23 protein-coding genes are annotated in these 20810 nt (G+C 67.7%); 15 read left to right on the forward strand and 8 right to left on the reverse strand.

Features of this window, described 5'->3' with window-relative positions; translation table 11 throughout:
* Nucleotides 1–137: 137 nt before the first annotated feature.
* Genes NGR01S_RS15055 through NGR01S_RS15065 form a run of 3 tightly spaced genes read left to right on the forward strand, consistent with a single transcriptional unit; the run spans nucleotide 138 to nucleotide 2621 of the window.
* Nucleotides 138–455, forward strand: a complete 318-nt coding sequence (locus NGR01S_RS15055; RefSeq protein ID WP_157107276.1) for a hypothetical protein — start codon at nucleotides 138–140, stop codon at nucleotides 453–455.
* Nucleotides 456–460: 5 nt separating this feature from the next.
* Nucleotides 461–2188 carry an ICP22 family protein gene (locus NGR01S_RS15060; RefSeq protein WP_063037151.1) on the forward strand — a complete coding sequence of 576 codons (1728 nt, stop codon included), beginning with the start codon at nucleotides 461–463 and terminating at the stop codon, nucleotides 2186–2188.
* A 19-nt stretch (nucleotides 2189–2207) separates the two neighbouring features.
* The gene (locus NGR01S_RS15065) at nucleotides 2208–2621 is read left to right on the forward strand and encodes a hypothetical protein (RefSeq protein WP_063037153.1); all 414 of its coding nucleotides are present in this window, start codon (nucleotides 2208–2210) and stop codon (nucleotides 2619–2621) included.
* Between the two features lie 134 nt (nucleotides 2622–2755).
* Here NGR01S_RS15065 and NGR01S_RS15070 read toward each other — a convergent pair whose 3' ends face one another.
* The 3 genes from NGR01S_RS15070 to NGR01S_RS15080 are packed head-to-tail and all read right to left on the reverse strand — an operon-like array spanning nucleotide 2756 to nucleotide 4632.
* Nucleotides 2756–3634 (reverse strand): hypothetical protein, encoded by an 879-nt coding sequence (locus NGR01S_RS15070; RefSeq protein ID WP_063037155.1) that lies wholly within the window; start codon nucleotides 3632–3634, stop codon nucleotides 2756–2758.
* A complete protein-coding gene (locus NGR01S_RS15075) occupies nucleotides 3631–3969 on the reverse strand; it encodes a type VII secretion target (protein ID WP_063037157.1) in 339 nt (112 codons plus the stop codon). The genes NGR01S_RS15070 and NGR01S_RS15075 overlap by 4 nt, the downstream gene beginning before the upstream one ends.
* Nucleotides 3970–3972: 3 nt before the next feature.
* Nucleotides 3973–4632 (reverse strand): YbaB/EbfC family nucleoid-associated protein, encoded by a 660-nt coding sequence (locus NGR01S_RS15080; protein WP_063037159.1) that lies wholly within the window; start codon nucleotides 4630–4632, stop codon nucleotides 3973–3975.
* A 271-nt stretch (nucleotides 4633–4903) separates the two neighbouring features.
* On the opposite strand from NGR01S_RS15080, the gene NGR01S_RS15085 reads away from it, so the two are divergent.
* Nucleotides 4904–5242, forward strand: a complete 339-nt coding sequence (locus NGR01S_RS15085) for a hypothetical protein (RefSeq protein ID WP_063037161.1) — start codon at nucleotides 4904–4906, stop codon at nucleotides 5240–5242.
* 16 nt (nucleotides 5243–5258) lie between these two features.
* On the opposite strand, the gene NGR01S_RS15090 is transcribed toward NGR01S_RS15085, so the two are convergent.
* Nucleotides 5259–5549: a hypothetical protein gene (locus NGR01S_RS15090; protein ID WP_169811912.1), complete on the reverse strand. Its 291-nt coding sequence runs from the start codon at nucleotides 5547–5549 to the stop codon at nucleotides 5259–5261.
* Between the two features lie 16 nt (nucleotides 5550–5565).
* Here NGR01S_RS15090 and NGR01S_RS15095 point away from each other — a divergent pair, with 16 nt between their 5' ends.
* Nucleotides 5566–5712: a DUF397 domain-containing protein gene (locus NGR01S_RS15095; protein WP_245664607.1), complete on the forward strand. Its 147-nt coding sequence runs from the start codon at nucleotides 5566–5568 to the stop codon at nucleotides 5710–5712.
* A gap of 71 nt (nucleotides 5713–5783) precedes the next feature.
* On the opposite strand, the gene NGR01S_RS15100 is transcribed toward NGR01S_RS15095, so the two are convergent.
* Entirely contained in the window at nucleotides 5784–6668 is an 885-nt protein-coding gene (locus NGR01S_RS15100; protein ID WP_063037165.1) for a poly(ethylene terephthalate) hydrolase family protein, read from the reverse strand.
* Between the two features lie 36 nt (nucleotides 6669–6704).
* On the opposite strand from NGR01S_RS15100, the gene glmS reads away from it, so the two are divergent.
* Nucleotides 6705–8588: a glutamine--fructose-6-phosphate transaminase (isomerizing) gene (gene glmS, locus NGR01S_RS15105; protein ID WP_063037167.1), complete on the forward strand. Its 1884-nt coding sequence runs from the start codon at nucleotides 6705–6707 to the stop codon at nucleotides 8586–8588.
* Between the two features lie 33 nt (nucleotides 8589–8621).
* On the opposite strand, the gene NGR01S_RS15110 is transcribed toward glmS, so the two are convergent.
* Entirely contained in the window at nucleotides 8622–9026 is a 405-nt protein-coding gene (locus NGR01S_RS15110) for a cupredoxin domain-containing protein (RefSeq protein WP_063037524.1), read from the reverse strand.
* A gap of 57 nt (nucleotides 9027–9083) precedes the next feature.
* Between NGR01S_RS15110 and NGR01S_RS15115 the strand changes: the two genes are divergently transcribed.
* The 7 genes from NGR01S_RS15115 to tsaD all read left to right on the forward strand — a co-directional run bounded on the left by NGR01S_RS15115 (nucleotide 9084) and on the right by tsaD (nucleotide 15645).
* Nucleotides 9084–10547, forward strand: a complete 1464-nt coding sequence (locus NGR01S_RS15115; protein ID WP_063037169.1) for an NAD(P)H-hydrate dehydratase — start codon at nucleotides 9084–9086, stop codon at nucleotides 10545–10547.
* 11 nt (nucleotides 10548–10558) lie between these two features.
* Nucleotides 10559–11749: an alanine racemase gene (alr, locus tag NGR01S_RS15120; RefSeq protein ID WP_373861425.1), complete on the forward strand. Its 1191-nt coding sequence runs from the start codon at nucleotides 10559–10561 to the stop codon at nucleotides 11747–11749.
* A complete protein-coding gene (locus NGR01S_RS15125; RefSeq protein WP_063037173.1) occupies nucleotides 11746–12825 on the forward strand; it encodes an alpha/beta fold hydrolase in 1080 nt (359 codons plus the stop codon). The genes alr and NGR01S_RS15125 overlap by 4 nt, the downstream gene beginning before the upstream one ends.
* Nucleotides 12818–13285: a tRNA (adenosine(37)-N6)-threonylcarbamoyltransferase complex ATPase subunit type 1 TsaE gene (tsaE, locus tag NGR01S_RS15130; RefSeq protein WP_063037175.1), complete on the forward strand. Its 468-nt coding sequence runs from the start codon at nucleotides 12818–12820 to the stop codon at nucleotides 13283–13285. Before NGR01S_RS15125 ends, tsaE begins: the two co-directional genes overlap by 8 nt.
* 85 nt (nucleotides 13286–13370) lie before the next feature.
* The gene (gene tsaB, locus NGR01S_RS15135) at nucleotides 13371–14075 is read left to right on the forward strand and encodes a tRNA (adenosine(37)-N6)-threonylcarbamoyltransferase complex dimerization subunit type 1 TsaB (protein WP_063037177.1); all 705 of its coding nucleotides are present in this window, start codon (nucleotides 13371–13373) and stop codon (nucleotides 14073–14075) included.
* Nucleotides 14076–14077: 2 nt separating this feature from the next.
* The gene (rimI, locus tag NGR01S_RS15140; RefSeq protein ID WP_063037179.1) at nucleotides 14078–14605 is read left to right on the forward strand and encodes a ribosomal protein S18-alanine N-acetyltransferase; all 528 of its coding nucleotides are present in this window, start codon (nucleotides 14078–14080) and stop codon (nucleotides 14603–14605) included.
* Nucleotides 14602–15645, forward strand: a complete 1044-nt coding sequence (gene tsaD / locus NGR01S_RS15145) for a tRNA (adenosine(37)-N6)-threonylcarbamoyltransferase complex transferase subunit TsaD (protein WP_063037181.1) — start codon at nucleotides 14602–14604, stop codon at nucleotides 15643–15645. The genes rimI and tsaD overlap by 4 nt, the downstream gene beginning before the upstream one ends.
* A gap of 310 nt (nucleotides 15646–15955) precedes the next feature.
* On the opposite strand, the gene NGR01S_RS15150 is transcribed toward tsaD, so the two are convergent.
* Nucleotides 15956–17512, reverse strand: a complete 1557-nt coding sequence (locus tag NGR01S_RS15150; RefSeq protein ID WP_063037183.1) for a DUF7159 family protein — start codon at nucleotides 17510–17512, stop codon at nucleotides 15956–15958.
* 506 nt (nucleotides 17513–18018) lie between these two features.
* On the opposite strand from NGR01S_RS15150, the gene groES reads away from it, so the two are divergent.
* Together groES and groL are read left to right on the forward strand one after the other, a co-directional pair.
* Nucleotides 18019–18321, forward strand: coding sequence for a co-chaperone GroES (gene groES / locus NGR01S_RS15155; protein ID WP_030522227.1), 303 nt, complete (start codon nucleotides 18019–18021; stop codon nucleotides 18319–18321).
* Nucleotides 18322–18426: 105 nt separating this feature from the next.
* The gene (gene groL / locus NGR01S_RS15160) at nucleotides 18427–20034 is read left to right on the forward strand and encodes a chaperonin GroEL (RefSeq protein ID WP_063037185.1); all 1608 of its coding nucleotides are present in this window, start codon (nucleotides 18427–18429) and stop codon (nucleotides 20032–20034) included.
* Nucleotides 20035–20097: 63 nt separating this feature from the next.
* Here groL and sigK read toward each other — a convergent pair whose 3' ends face one another.
* Nucleotides 20098–20712: an ECF RNA polymerase sigma factor SigK gene (sigK, locus tag NGR01S_RS15165; RefSeq protein ID WP_084481048.1), complete on the reverse strand. Its 615-nt coding sequence runs from the start codon at nucleotides 20710–20712 to the stop codon at nucleotides 20098–20100.
* Nucleotides 20713–20810 lie beyond the last annotated feature (98 nt).

Below are 20810 nucleotides of genomic sequence, written 5' to 3' on the forward strand. Positions count from 1 at the left end.
GTCGTAGCCTCGCCTCCGGTCCTGTTCCACGCGCAATGGAACCGATCGGCCCGCGGGTGCGTCGGAATCAGTAACAGCACAGCTCGGCCGAGAACGGGGTGGTCCCGCCGCGGCGGCCATGAGGAGGGGAGCGGCCCATGAGTACGGGTGATCAGCCGGTCGGAATGCAGGCCGACGCGTTGGAGAAGATGGGCGCCGATTTCTGTACCAGCGCGGGGGTCATCGGAGGCCAGGCCACGAGAGTGGCCGACAATATCATCGGAAAGGCGCACGTCGGTGCTGCCTACGAGAGCGAGGGCGTGAAGATCGAGGCCGGGCTCCGAGAGGTGGAATCGTGGCTGAAGGATTGGGCGGAGGCCACCGACCTCACCGGTGAGGCCATCGGGCGCGATGTTGTCACCATGTCCAATGTGGACAAGCAGAACTCCGACCAGACCCAGAAGGCGGCGAGCTGACTCCGATGGCGGATATCGGAGAGTGTGTCGGGTACCCGCCGATCGGCGATGATTGGACCGTTTCTCGAATCCTCGAAGAAGGTTCGAAATCGCTGCTCTTCTTCGAGAAGTTCGAACCGCGCTATCAGCGGTGGGTATCGAATCCCCCCGCGAATATTCTCGGCTACCAGGCTCTGCACACCGTGTTCTACGCCCAGAACGGACTCGACGAGCAGAGATTTCGCGATCTGGCGGCCGCGCTGGCCGGTGTATTGAGCAATGCGGACGCCCAGCACGCCGCGCTGAACCAGTATGCGCAGAATCTACCGTCCATATGGTCGGGCCAGGCTGCTGCCAATGCAGCGGATATGATCGCGACACAATTATCCCTGTCCGCCGGCGATATCGACGCGGTACGAAAGATCCACGAGCAGTTCGACATGGCTCCCGCCGCTCTCCGGAAAACCGTCAAACCCAAGGCGGAGATGGTTCAGGTGTTCCTCGAGGACATGTACCAGGTCACCTACGACGGGAAGTCCCCGGAGGATGTCGACTCCATCATCTCGGCTGCCCAGGGCATCGGCTGGAGTACAGGTGCCGACGACCACCTGCTGGGGAAGATCCATAGGATTTTCCCGGATCTCCCGAACTTGGACGAGTATGTATTCATCACCGTTCCCGGTAGCGGCAATACGGACGATATCGAGGATCATTGCCGTGACTGGCTGAACAAGTTCAAAGATCACTACGAAAAGAAAGTGACCGAATTCGTTCAGACCTGCACGGATATCAACGATGGGGTGAGAGCCCAGTACGGCACACTCATCGACCGCCTGGGCAAACTGTCGCAGACCCCGTACCCGTGTCCGCAGGGTGTCGCGCAGACCCCGGGCACGCCCGGTAGTGAGACCCCGACGACCCAGGTGCCGACCGGATCGCCCTCCGGTACCCCATCGGGTACGCCCACCGGGACCGGAACCCCCGGCACGACCGACATCCCGGGCGCGGAGACCGAGGATCCGGGGACCACCGACGAGGACAATCCATTGTCGGCGTTGACAGAGCTCGGTACCCAACTCGCTTCCTCGGGGCTCGGAACCCAATTGGTCACGGGACTGAGCGAACTGGCGAGTTCCGCCGCCGAGCAGATCTCGGGCACTCTCGAACAGCTGCTCGAGGAAGCCGAACAAGAAGTCGACCTCGACGGTGACGGGCAGCCGGATGTAGACGAAGACGGTGACGGTCAACCGGACGATCCCACCGGAAACGCCGAAGACGACCCTGCCGGAACGGACGAAGAAACAGGTGCGAATACCGGTATCGAGCTGGACGGGAAAGAATACAAGCTCGAACTCGGCCCCGACGGTCGGCTGCACCTCGTGGTGACCGGTGCGGACGGCGAGCCGCAGAATTATCGGATAGAGATCGGTCCGGACGGAAAACCGGCTATTGCCGCCGACGTACCCGAAGGTGAGCAGGCCCCGGGAACCGGCGACCCGAGCGCCGAAGACCAGCAGAACGCCGGTCGGCCGTCCGGTACCCCCGGCTTGCCCGGCGGTCGGCGAGCCGAGGACGGTGAACACCAGCCGCGAGATTATCCGGCCCCCGCCGAGGACGAGACCGCCCCACCGGAGGCGGATACCACGGCGCCGGAAGACGATGTCGTCGTCGCACCGGAAGAAGACGCACCGGCACCGCCCCCCGCAGCACCGGTCGATACCGGGGCGCAACTGGCCGAGGCGGGCCCGCTGTGACCCGAGGAGGATCGAGGCAATGAGTTTCCGGGATCTCGATGAGATAGCCGACACGGTGTACCGGCGCAGCGCGGCCAGGATCGAGGAATTACGTGCCGCGAATCAACGGGTCGCCGCGGAGAATCGGGCGCTGATCGAACAATCGGCTCAACGTATCCGGACGCGTCTGCAACAGGCCGAAGCGCGAAACCACGAGGCGGCGCAGGTATCGAAGACCGATCAGCAGGAGCCGTGGACCGGCCGGGAACAAGAGTCTTCCACGTCGCAGCCCGATCACCGGGCACAGCCGGAGCAGCTGGAAGAATTACGGCAACAGCGGGAGGCGGTCGCGCGCGCGGCCGCCAACCGTCAGAACCGGAACGTCGTGACGCCCATCGACGACGACGGTGACGACGAAGCCGAATACTACCGGCGCAACAGCTGGCTGGTCTGAAGGAGTCGGAGCTGTGCGAGCTGTTCGCGCGACCACGATATGCATCGGCCCGGGGTGCTGGATGGGCTGCGTAACGACTGGACGGGCTGCGTAACGAACGGTTGGGTGGATCTCCCCGTGCGGGTGAAACCCGACTACGTCGCCACCGTGGGTTGCCCGGGCGCCGCTTCACCGGAGTTCCGCCAACTCCACCAGTTCTGCAAGATTCTCGCGAGTGGTTCGGTGTACGTTCCCCATGACAGGATCACGTCATTGAGTTTCTTCAGATAGGTCATCGTGTCCAGGCTGCTCTTCGCGAGTTTCGCCAGGAACGAGGCGATGACGTGCCCGGCCGCCGCGCCTGCGGTCACGGCGAGCTCGATCGTGTATCCGATGGCCGCGCCGAGCAGGGCTGCGATGATATCGCGCACCAGATCCCGGACTATGGCAATAATTTTGGACGCTTTGTCCATCAACTCGCCGAGTGCGGCCGCTGCGGCCGCGGCGGTGTCGATTGCGGTGAGTACCTCTGCGGCATGATTGCGGTACGCGTCGCCCGCGCTGCCGGACCAGGTGTTGATATCCGTCTCCATGGTGCGCTGCCATTCGGCCTTGGTCGTAGACAGTTCGGTCGAAATCGCTTGCCAGGAAGAGGAATACGCCTCCACGATCGTCGGGTTGCCGCTGAGTTCCTCGTAGGCCTGCCTGAGTGGCTCGATATGCTCCAACATCCATTTGGCGACCTGGGTGCCCGCGAAACCGAACGGATCCTTGACCGCCTCGACCGCGGTCCCCACGACTCCGGCTGCACCGAAGACTGCCTCACCGGTATTGTCGCTCCGCAGATTCCCGTAGATATCCCACGCGTCACCCGCGACGGTGCCTTTGAGTACACCCAGGCCGCCGGTCTCTTCGTCGCCTTCGAGCCCGACATTGGACAGCCAGGAGACATCCTCCTGGAAGTAGGCATTGCTGTGCTGGGACTCGTCGTCGATGAGATCGTTGTCGGGTGGCGCGGCGTCGTCGAAGCTCATCCGGATTTCCCTATCTCCGCCTGCAGTCCCTGCAGTGTCGTGGCGAACGACCCGTCCGCGTCTTCGAAGGATGCGGCAGTCGCCTTCAGCTTCTCCGGTACCTGGGCGGTGCGTTCACCGGCCGCGCGAATCACCTCGACGGTCGATCGATGGTTATCGTCGAACAGCCCTTTTATCACCGGCCGTAGCCAACTCCCGTACCCGTCATCTGCCGACATGAGATAGTTGGCGGCTTCGAGGCATCTGTCCAGGCTGCCCATGAGCGCTTCGACGCTGTCCGCGTGCTTCCGCACTTCTTCGGGATCGACCGAGACGGCATCAGGATTGTTGGTCATCGATCACTCCAACCACGATTTGCGGCGGTAGTACTCGGTCTCTTCGTCGGGCTCGTCCGGAGTGACGACCTGATCCCTGCCGGATGTGCGTGGGGCCGAAGGTGGTGCGGAGCCCCACGCGGGGGGCGTCGGACGTTGCTCGGAGGGATACGGGTCGGTGATCTGCTGGGGAGGCTCGGAGCCCCAGGTGGGTGGCGCCGGACGTTGCTGAGGGTAAAACGGGTCGGCGGCCGGAGGCGTGGCACGGCCGGTCTGCGGCACATCGGAATCCTGTGCCGGCGTCGCAGTCGTCTCCGCTTCCGGGAAGCGCCGGTCGAAACTGTCGACGAGTGCGGCACCGGCCGGATCTTCGCCGACGATATCGTGCACCAGCCCGGCAATGCCCGGACGCAGTTTGCCCTGCGCCCGGCGCATACACGACAGGATCTCGGCGGAGAGCGCGCGCGAATCCATCTGCCGCACACCCGGTGCCAGATCGATCGCTGTCGGCACCCCGCTACTGTCCACGGTGACGCTGACTCGTCCGCCGGCGCCCGATTCGGTCGCCGTCAGCGCTGTCATCCGCTCCTGTAACTCGGCGAAACGCTGGGCTCTCCGCTCCGCATCGGCGGCCAACTGCGCGAATCCGGCTATCGCGCGGTCCAGATCCATCTCGGCGGCCATCGACACCCTTCCCCTGCAGAACATCCCAGCTCGCCGGATCCATCGACGAAAGAACCCGAGCGCGAAACGCTTCGGCATCCTACGTCGGGTTGTCGGAACCGATCAATTCCGGTGCGGCCGGTCATCCCGCCGGACGCAGCTCCGCATCGTGTGCCATCATCGTCCGATGAGTTCGGGGGATGCCTTCGGGTTGACGAGTACACAGTTCTTGCCGGGATACCACGGGTCCGAAGGAGATAGACGGTATCCGTCACCGCGCAAGCTGCGGTCGATGGGTGCCACGTTGATCGATATCGTCATGCTGTTCGGCCCTGCTTTCGCGGTGGGCCTGTTGGTAGTGGCAGTGGACATGCCGAGAACCTACAGCTACCTGCTGCTGCCGATACCCTTTGCCATCATCGGCGGGAACTGGATTCTGCTGCGGAAGTGGGTGCATGCCACTGTCGGGGGCTTGGTCTTCGGGCTGGTGGAGATTCGCGGTCGGGACGGCGCGTGGCCCGGTTGGGGGGACCTGTGGTCGGGATACGCGCCGGGGCACGATGGTGTGCCGCATATCGTGAAAGTTCGTCGCCGCGATATCCGGAGTCGCGGTCGCGCATCGGCACGATAGGTGACGCCGGGACAGCTCATCGTGTGCATTCCGCTAGCGGACCCTCGGAGCCGATGATCTGCACTGCACTGCGGATAGCCGTCCATTGCCGGCTGCCTGCGATCCACGGCCCGGTCAGGTGTGGGATCATCAGTACTTCCGCGCTGTTCTCGATGATGTGGTGTATGGCGATCAGTGCGGTGAGCTGGGCGGATTCGGTGTCGGTGAACACCGTGTAGACGACTTCGAGGCCGTGATTCGTCGATTGGCTGATGAATGGAGACAGGGCGATGACTGACCATCTCGACTGGCGGGTGTCGTCATACACCGATAAGCACACGTGCGTGGAGGTCGCGGCCGCACCGACCGGCGAGATCCTGGTGCGTAACTCGAACAACCGGGCTGCCGGCCATATCGCGTTCACCCGTGACGAGTTCTCGGCATGGCTCAAAGGTTGCAAAGCCGGCGAGTTCGACGACCTCGGGTTCTGACGTCCCTGATTTCAGCTGATCATCGGAATAGCTGACAGAAGCCGCACGGACGGCTCGGTTTCGGAGCGGTGTTACTTGCGCAGCGACCGGACCAGTTTGCCCACCGCCGCCGGGTCCGGTGTCGCTGCGGCCCGCCGGTTCTCGTCCTGTTCCAGCAGCGCGGCCGACGGATCGATCACATGGGTGTGCTTGATCGAGGTCTCCGGGTCGGCGAGCGGCTTGTAGGTCTTGTCGCCGAGCAGGGTGTGCAGCAGGTACCCGGTGAGCAGGGCGCGGGTGGCGCGGGACGTCTTCTCCTCGTGCTTACCGCCACCGAGCGCGGCCAGTAGGCGGCGGCCCTCGGCGAGTCCGTTGTGGCCCGCGCCGTCCAGAGTGCGCAGGATCACCGGACCGCCCCAGGCGGCGGCGAGGGGGACCGCGTCGGAGATCGGCGCATCGATATCGCTCACCCCGGCCAGGATCAGTGCCGGGGCGGTGAGTTCACCGGCCACCGAGGTGGCGGCGGGGGCGGTGGGTGCCGGGAAGAGGGGAGCCACCGCGGCCACCGGGCGCTGGGCGGCGGCGAGTACGGCCGCGCCCGCGCCCATTCCGTGGCCGGCCAGGGCCAAGCGTTCGGGATGCACGGTAAGGGTGCCGTCGCCGAGCCGGACGCCGGTGCAGATATCGAGGGTGGTGAGCAGGTCGGTGGCGAGGTTCAGGTGGGAGGGCAGCGGGCCGCGCTCGGTATCGGGGGCGGCCGCGACGATGCCCCAGGACGCGAGGTGTTCGAGCAGCGTGCGGTAGTTGCCGGCGCCGTGCAGCCAGCCGTGGCCGAACGCGACCGCGGGTAGATCGCGGCCGGTCTCGGGCGTGTACACCACCCCGGGCTGACCCGCGATGGCAAGATTGCCGCGGAGCACCCGATGCGGGCCGCGGCTGGTCAGAGTGCTCAGAAGTGATTTCACAGACGCCGACACGACGAGAACGTTAGCCGATAAGTAGGCTGGGGAGCCATGTGCGGAATCGTGGGGTACGTCGGGTACCGGGACGCGTTGGGCGTCGTCGTCGCTGCCTTGCGCCGCATGGAGTACCGAGGTTACGACTCGGCGGGTGTGGCGATTCTCGACGGCGCCGGTGGCGTGGCGGTCGAGCGGCGCGCCGGGCGGCTGAGCAACCTGGAAGCGGCACTGGATATCGCGAACCCGGGCGAGTTCGCCGGCAGCACCGGTATGGGGCATACGCGGTGGGCCACCCACGGCGCGCCGACCGACCGCAACGCCCACCCGCACCGGGATGCGAGCGGCAAGCTCGCGGTCGTGCACAACGGCATCATCGAGAATTTCGCCCAGCTGCGGCGGGAGCTCGAGGACGCCGGCGTGGAACTGCGCAGTGAGACCGATACCGAGGTCGCCGTGCACCTGGTCGCCCGGGCCTACGCCGCGGGGCCGACCGCGGGCGATTTCGAGGCCAGCACGCTTTCGGTACTCCGGCGGCTCGAGGGTGCGTTCACGCTGGTGTTCACGCACGCCGACCATCCGGGAAAGATCATCGCGGCGCGTCATTCGACGCCGCTGGTCGTCGGGGTGGGCGAGAACGAGATGTTCATCGCCTCCGATGTGACCGCGTTCATCGAACACACCCGCGAGGCGGTCGAACTCGGCGAGGGTCAGGCCGTGGTGATCACCGCCGACGGCTACCGCGTCACCGACTTCGACGGCTCCACCGACGGGGTGAGTACCCGGCCGTTCACCATCGACTGGGATCTGGCCGCCGCCGAGAAGGGCGGTCACGACTACTTCATGCTCAAGGAGATCGACGAGCAGCCCGGCGCGGTCGCCGATACGCTTATCGGTCACTTCGATCAGACCCCCGGCCGCGACGGCCGGATCGTGCTGGACGAGCAGCGCCTCTCCGATCAGGAGTTGCGCGATGTGGAGAAGGTTTTCGTGGTGGCCTGCGGCAGCGCCTACCACTCCGGTCTGGTCGCCAAGTACGCCATCGAACACTGGACCCGGCTGCCGGTGGAAGTGGAGCTGGCCAGCGAGTTCCGCTACCGGGACCCGGTGCTGGACCGCTCGACCCTGGTGGTGGCGGTCTCCCAGTCCGGTGAGACGGCCGACACACTGGAGGCCGTCCGGCACGCCAAGAGCCAGAAGGCCCGGGTGCTGGCGGTCTGCAATACCAACGGCGCGCAGATCCCACGCGAATCCGACGCGGTGCTCTACACCCGGGCCGGGCCGGAGATCGGGGTCGCCTCCACCAAGGCGTTCCTCGCGCAGGTGACGGCGAACCTGCTGGTCGGGCTGGCGCTGGCGCAGGCGCGCGGTACCAAGTACCCCGATGAGGTTGCACGTGAGTTCGCCGAGCTGGAGGCAATGCCCAAGCTGGTGGACCGGGTGCTGGAGACGGCGCCGCAGGTGCGGGCGATCGCCCGGGAACTCGCGCGCGAGCGCACCATCCTGTTCCTCGGTCGCCATGTCGGATATCCGGTGGCGCTCGAGGGTGCGCTCAAGCTCAAGGAGCTGGCGTACATGCACGCGGAGGGTTTCGCCGCGGGTGAGCTCAAGCACGGCCCGATCGCGCTGATCGAGGGCGGGTTGCCGGTGATCGTAGTCATGCCCTCGCCCAAGGGGCGCGGGGTGCTGCACTCCAAACTGCTGAGCAATATCCGGGAGATCCAGGCCCGCGGGGCACGCACGATCGTGATCGCCGAGGAGGGTGACGATCTGGTGCGGCCGTTCGCCGACGACCTGATCGAGATTCCGTCCGCCCCGACCCTCTACCAGCCGCTGCTGTCGACGGTCCCGTTGCAGATCTTCGCCGCCGAGGTGGCGCAGACCCGCGGTTACGACGTGGACAAACCCCGCAACCTGGCGAAATCCGTCACCGTGGAATAGCTGACGGGGTAGCCGGTGCTCCGGTTACCCCGTCTACTCCTCGACCGTGATGGTGCCGCGCATATCCGGATGAATCGGGCACAGGTAGCGGTATTCGCCCGGCTGGGTGAAGGTGTGACTCCAATCGCCGACCTCGAACAACGGGCTGTTGATGCTCATCGCCTTGTCGCCGATGCCCTGGACGCCGTGTGGCAGGTCGCCGTCGAAATGCCAGGACACCGTATCGCCGGCGGAGATGGTGATATCGGCCGGTGAGAACTGATCGTCTTCGACCTCGACGGTGACGGTGGCCTCCCGGTCGGGCCGTACTTGCGCGCCGGAGGTATCGGTTTTCGTCGCCTCGTCCGTCGAATCACCGGCGCCGCAGCCGGACAGCAATGCCGTGACGAGGGCGAATCCGGCGGCCGGAACGAGTACGGCGCGGTGAACTCTGGACATGGAGGTCAAGCGTAGTCTGCTGGCATCGCTGCCCGTCCGATCACGGAGGTGTGTTCGGTGACCCAGCCGCTCGGCTATTACACCGCCGACGAGGTGCGCCTCGCCGAGGCCGAACTGTTCACCAGAGTTCCCGACGGAGTGCCCATGCGCCGCGCCGCGTACGGGCTGGCCACGGTGGCCGCGGCCGAATTGCGCGCGCGCAGCGGCGGGGTCGCGGGACGGACGGTGGCGCTGCTGGTGGGTTCGGGTGACAACGGCGGTGACGCGCTGTGGGCGGGGGTGACGTTACGGCGGCGGGGTGTCGCGGTGACCGCGGTACTGCTGAATCCGGCACGCGCGCATGCGGCCGGGCTGACCGCGCTGCGCCGCGCCCGCGGACGGGTGTGCGCCGATCCGGTTGCGGCGGTGCGGGAAATCGCCGGCGCCGATCTGGTGATCGACGGGATCGTCGGTATCTCCGGCCACGGCCCGCTGCGCCCGGACGCGGCGAGAATCGTTGCGAATGTGGAAGTCCCGATTATCGCGGCCGATCTGCCCAGTGGTGTCGACCCGGATACCGGTGCGGTGTCCGGGCCCGCGGTCCGGGCGGCGGTCACCGTCACCTTCGGCGCCCGTAAACCGGTACACGCGCTGGCTGCGGACCAGTGCGGCCGGATCGAACTGGTACCCATCGGTTTACGGCTGCCCGAACCCGGCCTGGCGGCATTGGATCCCGCTGCGGTGGGCGCGGCCTGGCCGGTGCCGGGAGCCGCGGACGACAAATACACGCAAGGGGTCACCGGGGTGCAGGCCGGGAGCGCGACCTACCCTGGCGCGGCCGTGCTCTGTACGGGCGCGGCGGTGGCCGCGACCTCCGGGATGGTGCGCTACGTGGGTTCCGCCGCGTCCGCGGTGCTCGCGCAGTATCCGGAGGTGATCGCGGTCTACGATCCGGCGGACGCGGGCCGGGTGCAGTCCTGGGTCTTCGGGCCGGGCTCCGGGACCGACGGTGCCGCCCGCGACCGTCTCGCCGAGATCCTGGCCACCGACCTCCCCGTCGTGGTCGATGCCGACGGGCTGACCTTGCTGGCAGGTGAACCGGAGCTGGTCCGGGGTCGCCGGGCCCCCACTGTGCTGACCCCGCACGCCGGTGAGTTCCGCCGGCTCACCGGTGCGGAGCCGGCACCCGACCGGGTGGCCGCGGTTCGGGAGCTCGCCGAATCGTGGCAGGTCACGGTGCTGCTGAAAGGCAGGGCGACGCTGGTCGCCGCCCCCGGCCGGCAGGTGCTGGTCAACGAGGCCGGTGGTTCCTGGGCCGCGACCGCCGGTGCCGGCGACGTGCTCTCCGGGGTGATCGGGGCGCTGCTCGCCGCGGGCCGCGATCCGGTCTCGGCCGCGGCCGCCGCGGCCCGCGTGCACGCACTCGCCGCGGGGCTCGCCGCCCATGACACCCCCGGCGGGACCGCCGCCCCCGTCTCGGCCACGCCGCTGCTGCGGCATATCCCCGCCGCCATCGCGACACTGCGGGCGCTGTCCGCCTGAGGTACGCACGCCTGGGCCCGCGGGTGACCGCCGTCGCGCCCGCGTGCCCCGGGATGGCAGTATCGGCAGGTGTGAACGGTCAAGTGGAAGCAGTCGTCGACCTGGACGCCATCGCACACAATGTCGGAGTACTGCGTGCGCACGCAGGCGACGCCGCGGTGATGGTGGTCGTCAAGGCGGACGGCTACAACCACGGCGCCGTCGAGGTCGCCCGGGCGGCGCTGGCCGCGGGCGCGGCCGAACTAGGGGTCACTACGGTCGCCGAGGCGGTCACGCTACGCGAGGCCGGAATCGAGGCGCCGATCCTGTGCTGGCTCAATATCTGTGACGCGGATTACGCCGCGGCTGTCGCCGCCGATATCGAAATCGGCATCTCCTCGGCGGAGCAGTTGGACGCCGTCGCCGCGGCCGCCCGTGAACTGGGTGAACAGGCTGTCGTAAGTCTCAAGATCGACACCGGGCTCAATCGGAACGGGATCGAGCAGGGGGTCTATCCCGTGGTTCTCGCGGCCCTGCGGAAACTCGTCGACGAGGGGGTGGTGCGCTTCCGGGCCATCTTCTCCCATCTCGCGCACGCCGACGAGCCCTATCACCCGACCATCGACCTGCAACGCGACCGGTTCCTCGACGCCATCGCGGCGGCCAAAGAATACGGCCTGGAACCCGAACTCGTGCACCTGGCCAATTCCGCGGCCACACTGACCCGGCCCGACCTGGCCTTCGATATGGTCCGCCCCGGTATCGCCGTGTACGGGCTTACCCCGGTCCCCGATATCGGCGAATTCGAGCTGCGGCCCGCGATGACCTTCCAGGCCGAAGTGGCGCTGGTCAAACACGTGCCGAAGGGTGAAGGGGTGTCCTACGGGCACGAATGGATCGCCCCGGCCGACACCACCGTCGCGTTGATCCCCGCCGGATACGCCGACGGCGTGTTCCGTCTCCTGGGTGGACGGATGCAGGTGTGGGTCGGCGGACGCAACCGTCCCAATCGCGGCCGGGTGTGCATGGACCAGCTGGTGGTGGATCTGGGTGACAATGCCGAGGGCGTGGCCGAAGGCGATACCGCGATCTTGTTCGGCCCGGGTTCCCGCGGTGAGCCGCGGGCCCAGGATTGGGCCGATCTGCTCGGCACGATCCACTACGAAGTGGTGTGTGCGCCCCGTGGCCGGGTACACCGGCGGTATCGAGGGGGTACCAGATGAAACGAGGAACGACCCTGTTGCGTGGTGGGCTGGCCACCGCCGGGGTGGTCGGCGCGATGGCCGGTGTACACGCGCTGCGCCGGGCCGGCGCGAGAGTGCTGTGGCCGCCCGTTCGCGACGAGTACCGGGACGAGAATTTCGCCCTGATCGATCTCGACCGTGCCGGTGAGGTGATCGCCGACGACGGTGTGTGCCTGGCCACCCGGGAGTGGGGTTCCGGCGACGCCGACGCCACAGTCGTTTTCGTGCACGGTTTCTGCAACAGCATGGAATCGTTCCATTTCCAGCGTCGCCACCTGGCGCAGCGTTGGGGTTCGCGGGTACGGCTGGTGCTGTTCGATCTACGCGGCCACGGCCGCTCGGGAACACCGGAAACCGACAGCTGTACGGTGTCCCAGCTCGGCCGCGACCTGCTCACGGTGATCGACGCCCGCGCGCCACGCGGGCCGTTGATCCTGGTCGGGCATTCGCTGGGCGGGATGGCGGTACTCGCCGCGGCCGCCCATGCCGGCGGTCTCTTCGCGCAGCGGGTGCGCGGTGTCGCATTGCTGTCCACCGCGGCCGCCGAGGTCGCCTCCTCCGGTATCGGGCAGTTGCTGCGCAATCCCGCGATCGACGGATTCCGGCTGGCCGTGCATACCGCTCCGGCGCTGGTACAGGCCGGACGGGCCACCGCCCGCCACGTGATCACCCCGATCCTGCACGTGAGTTCCTTCCACGGAGCGGTCAGTCCGACGCTGTCGCGGTTCACCACCATCATGATCGACCGCACCCCGGTGGAAACCGTGGTGAAGTTCCTGAAGGCCATCGAGCTACACGACGAGGCGGCGGCCCTGCCGGTGTTGCGCGATACTCCGACGCTGGTCCTCGGCGGCACCCGGGACCTGGTCATTCCATTCCGCAATTCCCGTGTGCTGGCACGCGAATTGGCCGATTGCGAACTCGTCCGGCTTCCCGAGGCGGCACATATGCCGCAGTTGCAGTACCCGGAGGAGACCAATGCCGCGCTGGACCGGCTGCTGATGCGTGCCGGTGTGGTCGACGAGGACGACCGGTGGGAGGCCACCGGTGGCTGACCGCGGTGAACGCCTGCTGCCGGAGGTCACCGATACCGAGGCGCTCGGACGGGAACTGGCCGTCGGGCTGCGAGCGGGTGATCTGGTGGTGCTCGACGGACCTTTGGGTGCCGGTAAAACGGCTCTGACCCGTGGAATCGCGGCCGGTCTCGGGGTCGGTGGGCGGGTGAGTTCGCCGACCTTCGTCATCGCGCGCCGTCATCCGGCGGGCGAACGCGCCGACGGCCCGCCGGTGGCGCTGGTCCATGTCGACGCCTACCGGCTCGGCGGTAGCCTCGACGAACTCGACGCCCTCGATCTGGACACCGAACTCGACGACGCGGTCGTGGTGGTCGAGTGGGGCAGTGGAATGGCGGAGCGGTTGACCGGCCGGCATCTGCTGGTGCGAATGTCACGGGAGCCGGAATCCGAAGTCCGCACGGCATCTTGGGAGTGGGTGCACACCGGGGCGGCGCACTAGACCGCATGAGATCGGCAACCCGGCTGCTGGGGCGCCGTGCGCCACCGCCGTGTGAAGCGGGTCACCCGGTATCGTTGACCAGACCATGCTTGCACTTGCTGTCGACACCGCGACGCCCGCCGTCACGGCGGGCCTCGTCGAACTGGAACAGGCGGCCGCCGGTGCGAACACCTCGGACGCCGCCCCGCGCACTCTCGCCGCCCGGGTACTCGTCGACGCCCGCGCGCACGCCGAGGCGCTCACCCCGCAGATCCTGGAATGCCTGGCCGAAGCCGGGGTGTCGCGCGCCGAGATCGGGGCGGTCGTCACCGGGATCGGCCCGGGGCCGTTCACCGGGCTGCGGGTCGGGATGGCCACCGCCGCCGCGTTCGGTGATGCGCTGGGCATCCCGGTGCACGGTGTGTGCAGTCTGGACGCCGTCGCCGTCGAATGCGCGCCCGAACTGGGGCCCGACGACGAACTGCTGGTGGTCACCGATGCGCGCCGCCGTGAGGTCTACGCCGCGCGCTATCGCGACCGCGGCCGCATCCGGGTCGCCGGACCCGAGGTGTGCGAACCCGGCGACCTGCCGGTGGCCGGTGCGACCAAGATCGCCGGATCGGCCGCGCACACCGCGCTCTTCGCACTTCCCGCGCTGTCCGTGCAGACACCTTCGCCGGCGGCGCTCGTGCAGGTGGCGGCGGGCGCGCTGTGGTCGGGCGTGACCCCGGAACCGCTGATCCCGCTGTATTTGCGCCGCCCCGACGCGGTCGAACGCAGCTACCGCACTCTCGACCGGATGGGAGCGTGACAATGGGAGTTCGTACCACGGGAATTCGTATCGAACCCATGGAGCCGACCGATATCGCGGGCTGCGTGGAACTGGAACAGTTGCTGTTCCCGGAAGACGATCCGTGGCAGGCCGTGGCATTCCGCTCCGAGCTGGCCGCGGGATACAACCGCTATATCACCGCCCGCGACGATGCCGGGAATATGGTGGGTTACGCGGGAATCGCGCTGCTCGGTGACGCCGAGCACCCGGAGGCCGAGGTGCACACCATCGGGGTGGACCCGGCCTGTCACCGTGCCGGTATCGGCACGCTGCTGCTGGAGGCGCTGCTCACCGAGGCCGGGCGGCGAGGAGGGCCGGTGTTCCTCGAGGTGCGCACCGACAACACCGCCGCGATCTCCATGTACGCCAAGCACGGCTTTCACATCATCGGTCTACGCAAGAACTACTACCACCCCAGCGGCGCGGACGCGTACACCATGCGCCGTCCGGCCCTGGAGGACGTCTCGGTGGTCTTCGGTGCCCGGACCCCGGACGGGGCGCTGTCGTGATCGTCATGGGCATCGAGAGCTCCTGTGACGAGACGGGGGTGGGCATCGTGCGCCGTCGTCCCGACGGCAGCTGTGAACTCCTGGCCGACGAGGTCGCCTCGAGTGTGGCCGAGCACGCTCGTTTCGGCGGTGTGGTGCCCGAGATCGCCTCGCGGGCCCATCTCGAGGCGATCGTGCCCGCCATGCGGCGCGCTCTGGCCGCGGCCGGGATCGCCGCCCCCGATGCCTTGGCGGTGACGATCGGTCCGGGTCTGGCGGGAGCGCTGCTGGTGGGTGTCGCGGCCGCCAAAGCCTATGCGGCGGCCTGGGATATCCCGTTCTACGCGCTGAACCATCTCGGCGGGCATGTGGCGGTGGACACTCTCGAACACGGTCCGATGCCGCCGAGTGTGGCGCTGCTGGTCTCCGGCGGTCATACCCATCTACTACATGTCGAGGATCTGTCGAAGCCGCTGATCGAATTGGGCAGCACGGTCGACGATGCCGCCGGTGAGGCGTTCGACAAGGTCGCCCGGCTACTGGGTCTCGGCTATCCGGGAGGTCCCGCGCTGGACGCGGCCGCGGTCACCGGTGACCCGGCGGCGATCGCCTTCCCGCGGGGTATGACCGGACCGCGGGACCCGCGCTACGACTTCTCGTTCTCCGGATTGAAGACCGCGGTCGCGCGCTATGTGGAAGCGCGGGCCCGCCAGGGCGTCGAACCGGAACAGCTGCCGATTCCCGATATCGCGGCCTCCTTCCAGGAGGCGGTCGCCGATGTGCTCACCATGAAGGCGGTGCGCGCGGCGCAGGACGTGGGCGTGGACACCCTGGTACTGGGTGGCGGCGCGACCGCCAATACGCGGATCCGCTCGCTGGCCGAGGAACGGTGCGCGGCGGCCGGATTGACGCTACGAATCCCGAAACCCCGGCTCTGCACCGATAACGGCGTGATGATCGCGGCGCTGGGCGCGCATGTGATCGGCGGCGGCGCGGCACCGTCACCGCTGTCGGTGGCCTCCGATCCCGGGCTGCCCGTCTCGGTCAGCCAGGTGGGCTGACCCGGCCACCGGCCCGCCCCGGTAACCACGACCGACGGCCGAGGTGAATGGGAGCCTGCCGGCAGGCCGCGCCGAGGACGTTACCGCGACGACGGACCGCGACCCCACGCTCTTCTCGGTATGTTCGTATCCCGCGGTCCATCCCAATGCCGTCGGCGAGCGCGCCGGTGCCACGCAGAGACCGTCGGCTTCTGGAAGGACACCCCGTCGTGCGTATCGGGGACCACTTGCCGCCTTGCCGGGCTCTGCCCGGGGCGTCGGTCAGGCCGGTGCTCTCGCGTACCTGTGGGCACTGTGCCGCCGTGGACGGCTATCCCGCCGAACCCGAATTGGGCAATCGAGGGGGTTGTGGCGGTGGAACCTCCAGGGTCGTTTGGGTTTGGCGCGATCCGGAGGGCGGCGGCACGTCCGAGGTGGACGGCTGATCCGTCGGCAATTCCTCCGGGGAGGACTGGGGGATCGGCGTGCCCGGGCCGATTCCCTCCGGGAACGGGATATGGGGCAGGTTCGGATCCGGCCGCAGGGTGGGCGGGGACGGCGCGGTGCTCGGCGTGGTACTCGGAGACGGTTCGCCCGAGGTGGAGGGGATCTCGTTCGTCGACGGGTATTCGCCCGTGCCTGGGTCGCCGGTCACCGGGGGCTCGGCGAACGTCGTATTCGGCTCACCGGCGCCGGCGGGCTCCTCGACGGGCTGGGGAATCTCCTCGGTCGTATCGGGGACCACAGTGGTGGTCGCCGGCGCGATGGTGGCGGTGGTCGGCAGCTGGGCGCTGCTGGTGGTACCGGCGGGGGAGACCTCTTCGTCCGAACTCGGGGCCATGGTGTTCACCCCGTACCCGACGATCAACCCCACCACCACGATGGCGCCGGCCACCGTCCCGAATGCCTTGAGCAGGGTGTTGCCGGACTTGTCCGATGTCAGCGCGCCGATCGGCGCGCTGGAGCGGGCGGTATCGGCGAGTAGCGCAGCGCCTTTGGCGATCACCGCGTCCGGGTCCGGCACCGTGAGCACCGGAAGCCCGAGTTCACCGCGCAGGGTTTCCAGTACCGCCGGGATATTCCCGCCGCCACCGATCACCACCACCGCTTCCGGGGCGCGGTCGGCCAAACCGAAGGTCATCGCCGCGAACCGCGTCATCTCGCGCCACACGCCGGCGGTGAGCGATTCGAAATCGGCGCGGGTGAGTTTGAGCGGTTTGCCCGCGATGTGGTCGATGGTGACGGCCTGGGTCACCGACAGGTGTTCCTTGGCGGTGCGGGCACGGTTCACCAGGACACTGCGATTGGGCCGGGTACCGCGCCGGGCGTAGTGCTGATCGACCAGATGCCGGTACAGCAGATCGTCGATCGCGCGGCCGCTGACCGCGGTGGACCGCGCGGTGTGGAGCACGGCGCCGTCGGCCGGGTCGGCCACCGAGACGGTACAGCCGGAGGCGCCCAGGTCCACTACGGCCACCGTGCCGTAGCGGTCCAGCAGGCCGGTGTCGCGTAGGAAGGTGAGCGCCGCGGTGGTCTCCGGAACCAGTTGCGGTTCGCGCTGGTTGCCGGTGGCGAGCCGGATCGCGTGCGCCTGCTCCTTGCTCCGGTAGGCGACCGCGACACCGGTGGGCGGGCGGTCGGCCATCACGTCGAGCCCGGAGGCCTGGGGCGCGGGCAGCTGGGTGCCGAAAACCGCCTCGTGGGAATGGCTCGCCGGCAGCTGAGTGGTCATCAGCTCGATGGAGGAGGCGACCAGATCCCCCAGATCGGAATGCGCGTCCGCGGAGACCACCCGGTAGTCGAAGGTGCGGGCGCCGTTGGCCGCGGTGGTGACCAGGGCGGAGCACACCACCTCGTTCCCGGCGGAGATGCCGAGCGATGTGCGCATACTCTCTTCACCTCCCTTCGAGTGGACGCGGCGGCCGTGCCGGATGGTGAGGTCCGGACATGCCTAAAGGTGTTCGCGAAGCCGCCGTCGTCTGCGGTGAACGGTGGCTTCGCGAACAACCATCACACATGGTGTCACGATCTGTTATCCGAACGTTACAGAGTCGGAGAATTATTGGGAAGCCCTCTTTCCCTTTGGTCTACCCGGCTTTCGTGCTCCTAACCCCGGCGACCAGCGGGCACGGCGGATGGCGTCTTGGTGACAGCGAGACCGAATCGTTTCCGATCGATACCGCATTGGCAGCGCCTGCCCTTGAGCGCTGGCACTCTCATGTATAGAGTGCTAGTCGGCACCGATCGTTGCCCGGTGCCAGGCTTGACTACTGAGCAGGCGGTCCCGGCACCCGCGACGACGGGGCTGTGCGCAGGGTCAGCATCGTGACCGAATCGATGGTCCGGGACAACAGTTCCGGACGACCGTTATCCCCTGAAAGTGGAGGGCTCAACGTGGCGAGCGTGAACATCAAGCCGCTCGAGGACAAGATCCTCGTCCAGGCCAACGAGGCCGAGACGACGACCGCCTCCGGCCTGGTCATTCCCGATACGGCCAAGGAGAAGCCGCAGGAGGGCACCGTTGTCGCCGTCGGCCCCGGCCGCTGGGACGACGAAGGTGAGAAGCGCATCCCGCTGGATGTCCAGGAGGGCGACACCGTCATCTACAGCAAGTACGGCGGTACCGAGATCAAGTACCAGGGTGAGGAATACCTGATCCTGTCCGCGCGCGACGTGCTGGCTGTCGTCGGCAAGTAATTCGACTGCCGCGCATGCGTTCCGCCCCGGTGTCGAATATCCGACCCGGGGCGGAGTGCGTTGTGCCACACATTCGAAGCGCACCAGATACAGGAGCGAAGACATATGGCAAAGCAGATCCAGTTCGACGAGCAGGCTCGCCGGGCACTGGAGCGCGGTGTCGACAAGCTCGCCGATGCGGTCAAGGTCACTCTCGGCCCGCGGGGCCGGCATGTGGTGCTGGCCAAATCGTTCGGCGGCCCCACCGTCACCAACGACGGTGTCACCATCGCGCGTGATATCGATCTCGAGGACCCGTTCGAGAATCTCGGCGCCCAACTGGTCAAGAGCGTCGCCACCAAGACCAACGATGTCGCCGGTGACGGCACCACCACCGCGACCGTGCTGGCCCAGGCCCTGGTGCGCGGCGGACTGAAGAACATCGCCGCGGGCGCCAACCCGATCGCGATCGGCGCGGGCCTGGCCAAGGCCGCCGACGCGGTATCGGAGGCCCTGCTGGCCGCGGCCACCCCGGTCAGCGGTGAACAGGCCATCGCCCAGGTCGCCACCGTCTCCTCGCGGGACGAGGTCATCGGCGAAATGGTCGGCAAGGCGCTGACCACGGTCGGCAAGGACGGCGTGGTCACCGTCGAGGAATCCTCGACCCTGCAGACCGAACTCGTGGTCACCGAGGGCGTGCAGTTCGACAAGGGCTACCTGTCGCCGTATTTCATCACCGACGGCGACAGCCAGGAAGCCGTGCTGGAGGACACGCTGGTGCTGCTGCACCGCGAGAAGATCAGCTCGCTGCCGGACCTGCTGCCGCTGCTGGAGAAGATCGCCGAATCCGGTAAGCCGGTCCTGATCATCGCCGAGGACGTCGAGGGCGAGGCGCTGTCCACCCTGGTGGTCAACTCGATCCGCAAGACCCTCAAGGCCGTAGCGGTCAAGGCGCCGTTCTTCGGGGACCGCCGCAAGGCGTTCCTCGACGATCTGGCCGTGGTCACCGCGGGCACGGTCGTCAATCCGGACCTGGGCATCAACCTGCGCGACTCCGGTCTGGACGTGCTGGGTTCGGCGCGGCGCGTGGTGGTTACCAAGGACACCACCACCATCATCGACGGCGCGGGCAGCGGCGACGATATCGCCGCCCGCAGCGCCCAGCTGCGCCGCGAGATCGAGGCCACCGATTCCGACTGGGATCGGGAGAAGCTGGAGGAGCGGCTGGCCAAACTGGCCGGTGGTGTCGCGGTCATCCAGGTCGGCGCGGCCACCGAGACCGCGCTCAAGGAGCGCAAGTACCGGGTCGAGGACGCGGTCAGCGCGGCCAAGGCCGCCGTCGAGGAGGGTATCGTCCCGGGCGGTGGTACCGCGCTGGTCCAGGCGGGCACCAAGCTCGACGGACTGATCTCCGGCCTGTCCGGGGACGAGGCCATCGGTGCGGAGGTGCTGCGCGGCGCGCTGCGGGCCCCGCTGTACTGGATCGCCACCAACGCCGGTGTCGATGGTGCCGTCGTCGTCAGCAAGGTCGGCGAGGGCAAGGAAGGCTTCAACGCCGCCACCCTCACCTACGGCGATCTGCTGACCGACGGCGTCGTGGACCCGGTCAAGGTGACCCGGTCGGCCGTGATCAACGCGGCGTCGGTGGCGCGGATGGTGCTGACCACCGAGAGCGCCGTGGTGGACAAGCCCGTCGAGGCGGAAGACGACCACGGGCACGGTCACGCCCACTGATCGCAGTCCGGTCCGCCGGTTCCCGCCCCGGTGGGAACCGGCCGCCGAACCGGAACGGGCCGTTCACATCCGCTGTGGAATGTGAACGGCCCGTTCTCGTATCGGTCGCCGATCGCCCAGGGAGGCCGGCCCTCCCATGCTCTTCTTCAGCCTCATCAGACCGTCGCGGATACGGGATTTGACGGTCGGTAGCCCGATATCCAGGTGCCGGGCCACCTCGGCGTAGGTCCGGCCGTCGTAATAGGCGAGTGAGATCGCCTCGCGCTGCGTCTCGGTCAGAGCGCGTAGGCCGACGACCACCGCCTGGTGGTCGAGTTTGCGCTCGACCTCCTCGATGACCTCGTCGTACTCGTGCCCGAGGACCCGGGCGCCGTAGGCGATCTCGCGCTGGGTGTGCGCCTGCTCGGCGCGCACCCGGTCGACCGCGCGGCGATGGGCCAGCGTCATCAGCCAGGTCACCGCCGAGCCGCGCGCCGGATCGAAACTCGCCGCCGTGCGCCAAGTTTGCAGGTAGACCTCTTGGGTGGTCTCCTCGGCGAACCCGGAATCCTGGAGGACACGCAACACCAGACCGAAGACCCGGGTGCGGGTCCGGTCATAGAGTTCGGCGAAAGCCTCGGCATCCGAGTGGCCGCAGCGCTGCAAGAGCGCTGAGAGCTCGATACTCTCCTGTGTCATCGGTCATAACAATAACCACAAGCTATAACCGAGAGCGTATGCGGCCCCGTGGAACACGCGGTGTCGCGCCGACGGAATCCGGCGCGGAGCCGCTACCT

Origin of the sequence: Nocardia grenadensis NBRC 108939, from assembly GCF_001613445.1 — a bacterium.
In the GTDB taxonomy this organism is placed as follows: Bacteria; Actinomycetota; Actinomycetes; order Mycobacteriales; family Mycobacteriaceae; genus Nocardia; species Nocardia grenadensis.

Coding starts and splice junctions, on each gene's coding strand:
- NGR01S_RS15055 (WP_157107276.1), top strand. CDS start 138: ATGAGTACGGGTGATCAGCCGGTCGGAATGCAGGCCGACGCGTTGGAG.
- NGR01S_RS15060 (WP_063037151.1), top strand. CDS start 461: ATGGCGGATATCGGAGAGTGTGTCGGGTACCCGCCGATCGGCGATGAT.
- NGR01S_RS15065 (WP_063037153.1), top strand. CDS start 2,208: ATGAGTTTCCGGGATCTCGATGAGATAGCCGACACGGTGTACCGGCGC.
- NGR01S_RS15070 (WP_063037155.1), bottom strand. CDS start 3,634: ATGAGCTTCGACGACGCCGCGCCACCCGACAACGATCTCATCGACGAC.
- NGR01S_RS15075 (WP_063037157.1), bottom strand. CDS start 3,969: ATGACCAACAATCCTGATGCCGTCTCGGTCGATCCCGAAGAAGTGCGG.
- NGR01S_RS15080 (WP_063037159.1), bottom strand. CDS start 4,632: ATGGCCGCCGAGATGGATCTGGACCGCGCGATAGCCGGATTCGCGCAG.
- NGR01S_RS15085 (WP_063037161.1), top strand. CDS start 4,904: ATGGGTGCCACGTTGATCGATATCGTCATGCTGTTCGGCCCTGCTTTC.
- glmS (WP_063037167.1), top strand. CDS start 6,705: ATGTGCGGAATCGTGGGGTACGTCGGGTACCGGGACGCGTTGGGCGTC.
- NGR01S_RS15110 (WP_063037524.1), bottom strand. CDS start 9,026: ATGTCCAGAGTTCACCGCGCCGTACTCGTTCCGGCCGCCGGATTCGCC.
- NGR01S_RS15125 (WP_063037173.1), top strand. CDS start 11,746: ATGAAACGAGGAACGACCCTGTTGCGTGGTGGGCTGGCCACCGCCGGG.
- tsaB (WP_063037177.1), top strand. CDS start 13,371: ATGCTTGCACTTGCTGTCGACACCGCGACGCCCGCCGTCACGGCGGGC.
- rimI (WP_063037179.1), top strand. CDS start 14,078: ATGGGAGTTCGTACCACGGGAATTCGTATCGAACCCATGGAGCCGACC.
- NGR01S_RS15150 (WP_063037183.1), bottom strand. CDS start 17,512: ATGCGCACATCGCTCGGCATCTCCGCCGGGAACGAGGTGGTGTGCTCC.
- groL (WP_063037185.1), top strand. CDS start 18,427: ATGGCAAAGCAGATCCAGTTCGACGAGCAGGCTCGCCGGGCACTGGAG.
- sigK (WP_084481048.1), bottom strand. CDS start 20,712: ATGACACAGGAGAGTATCGAGCTCTCAGCGCTCTTGCAGCGCTGCGGC.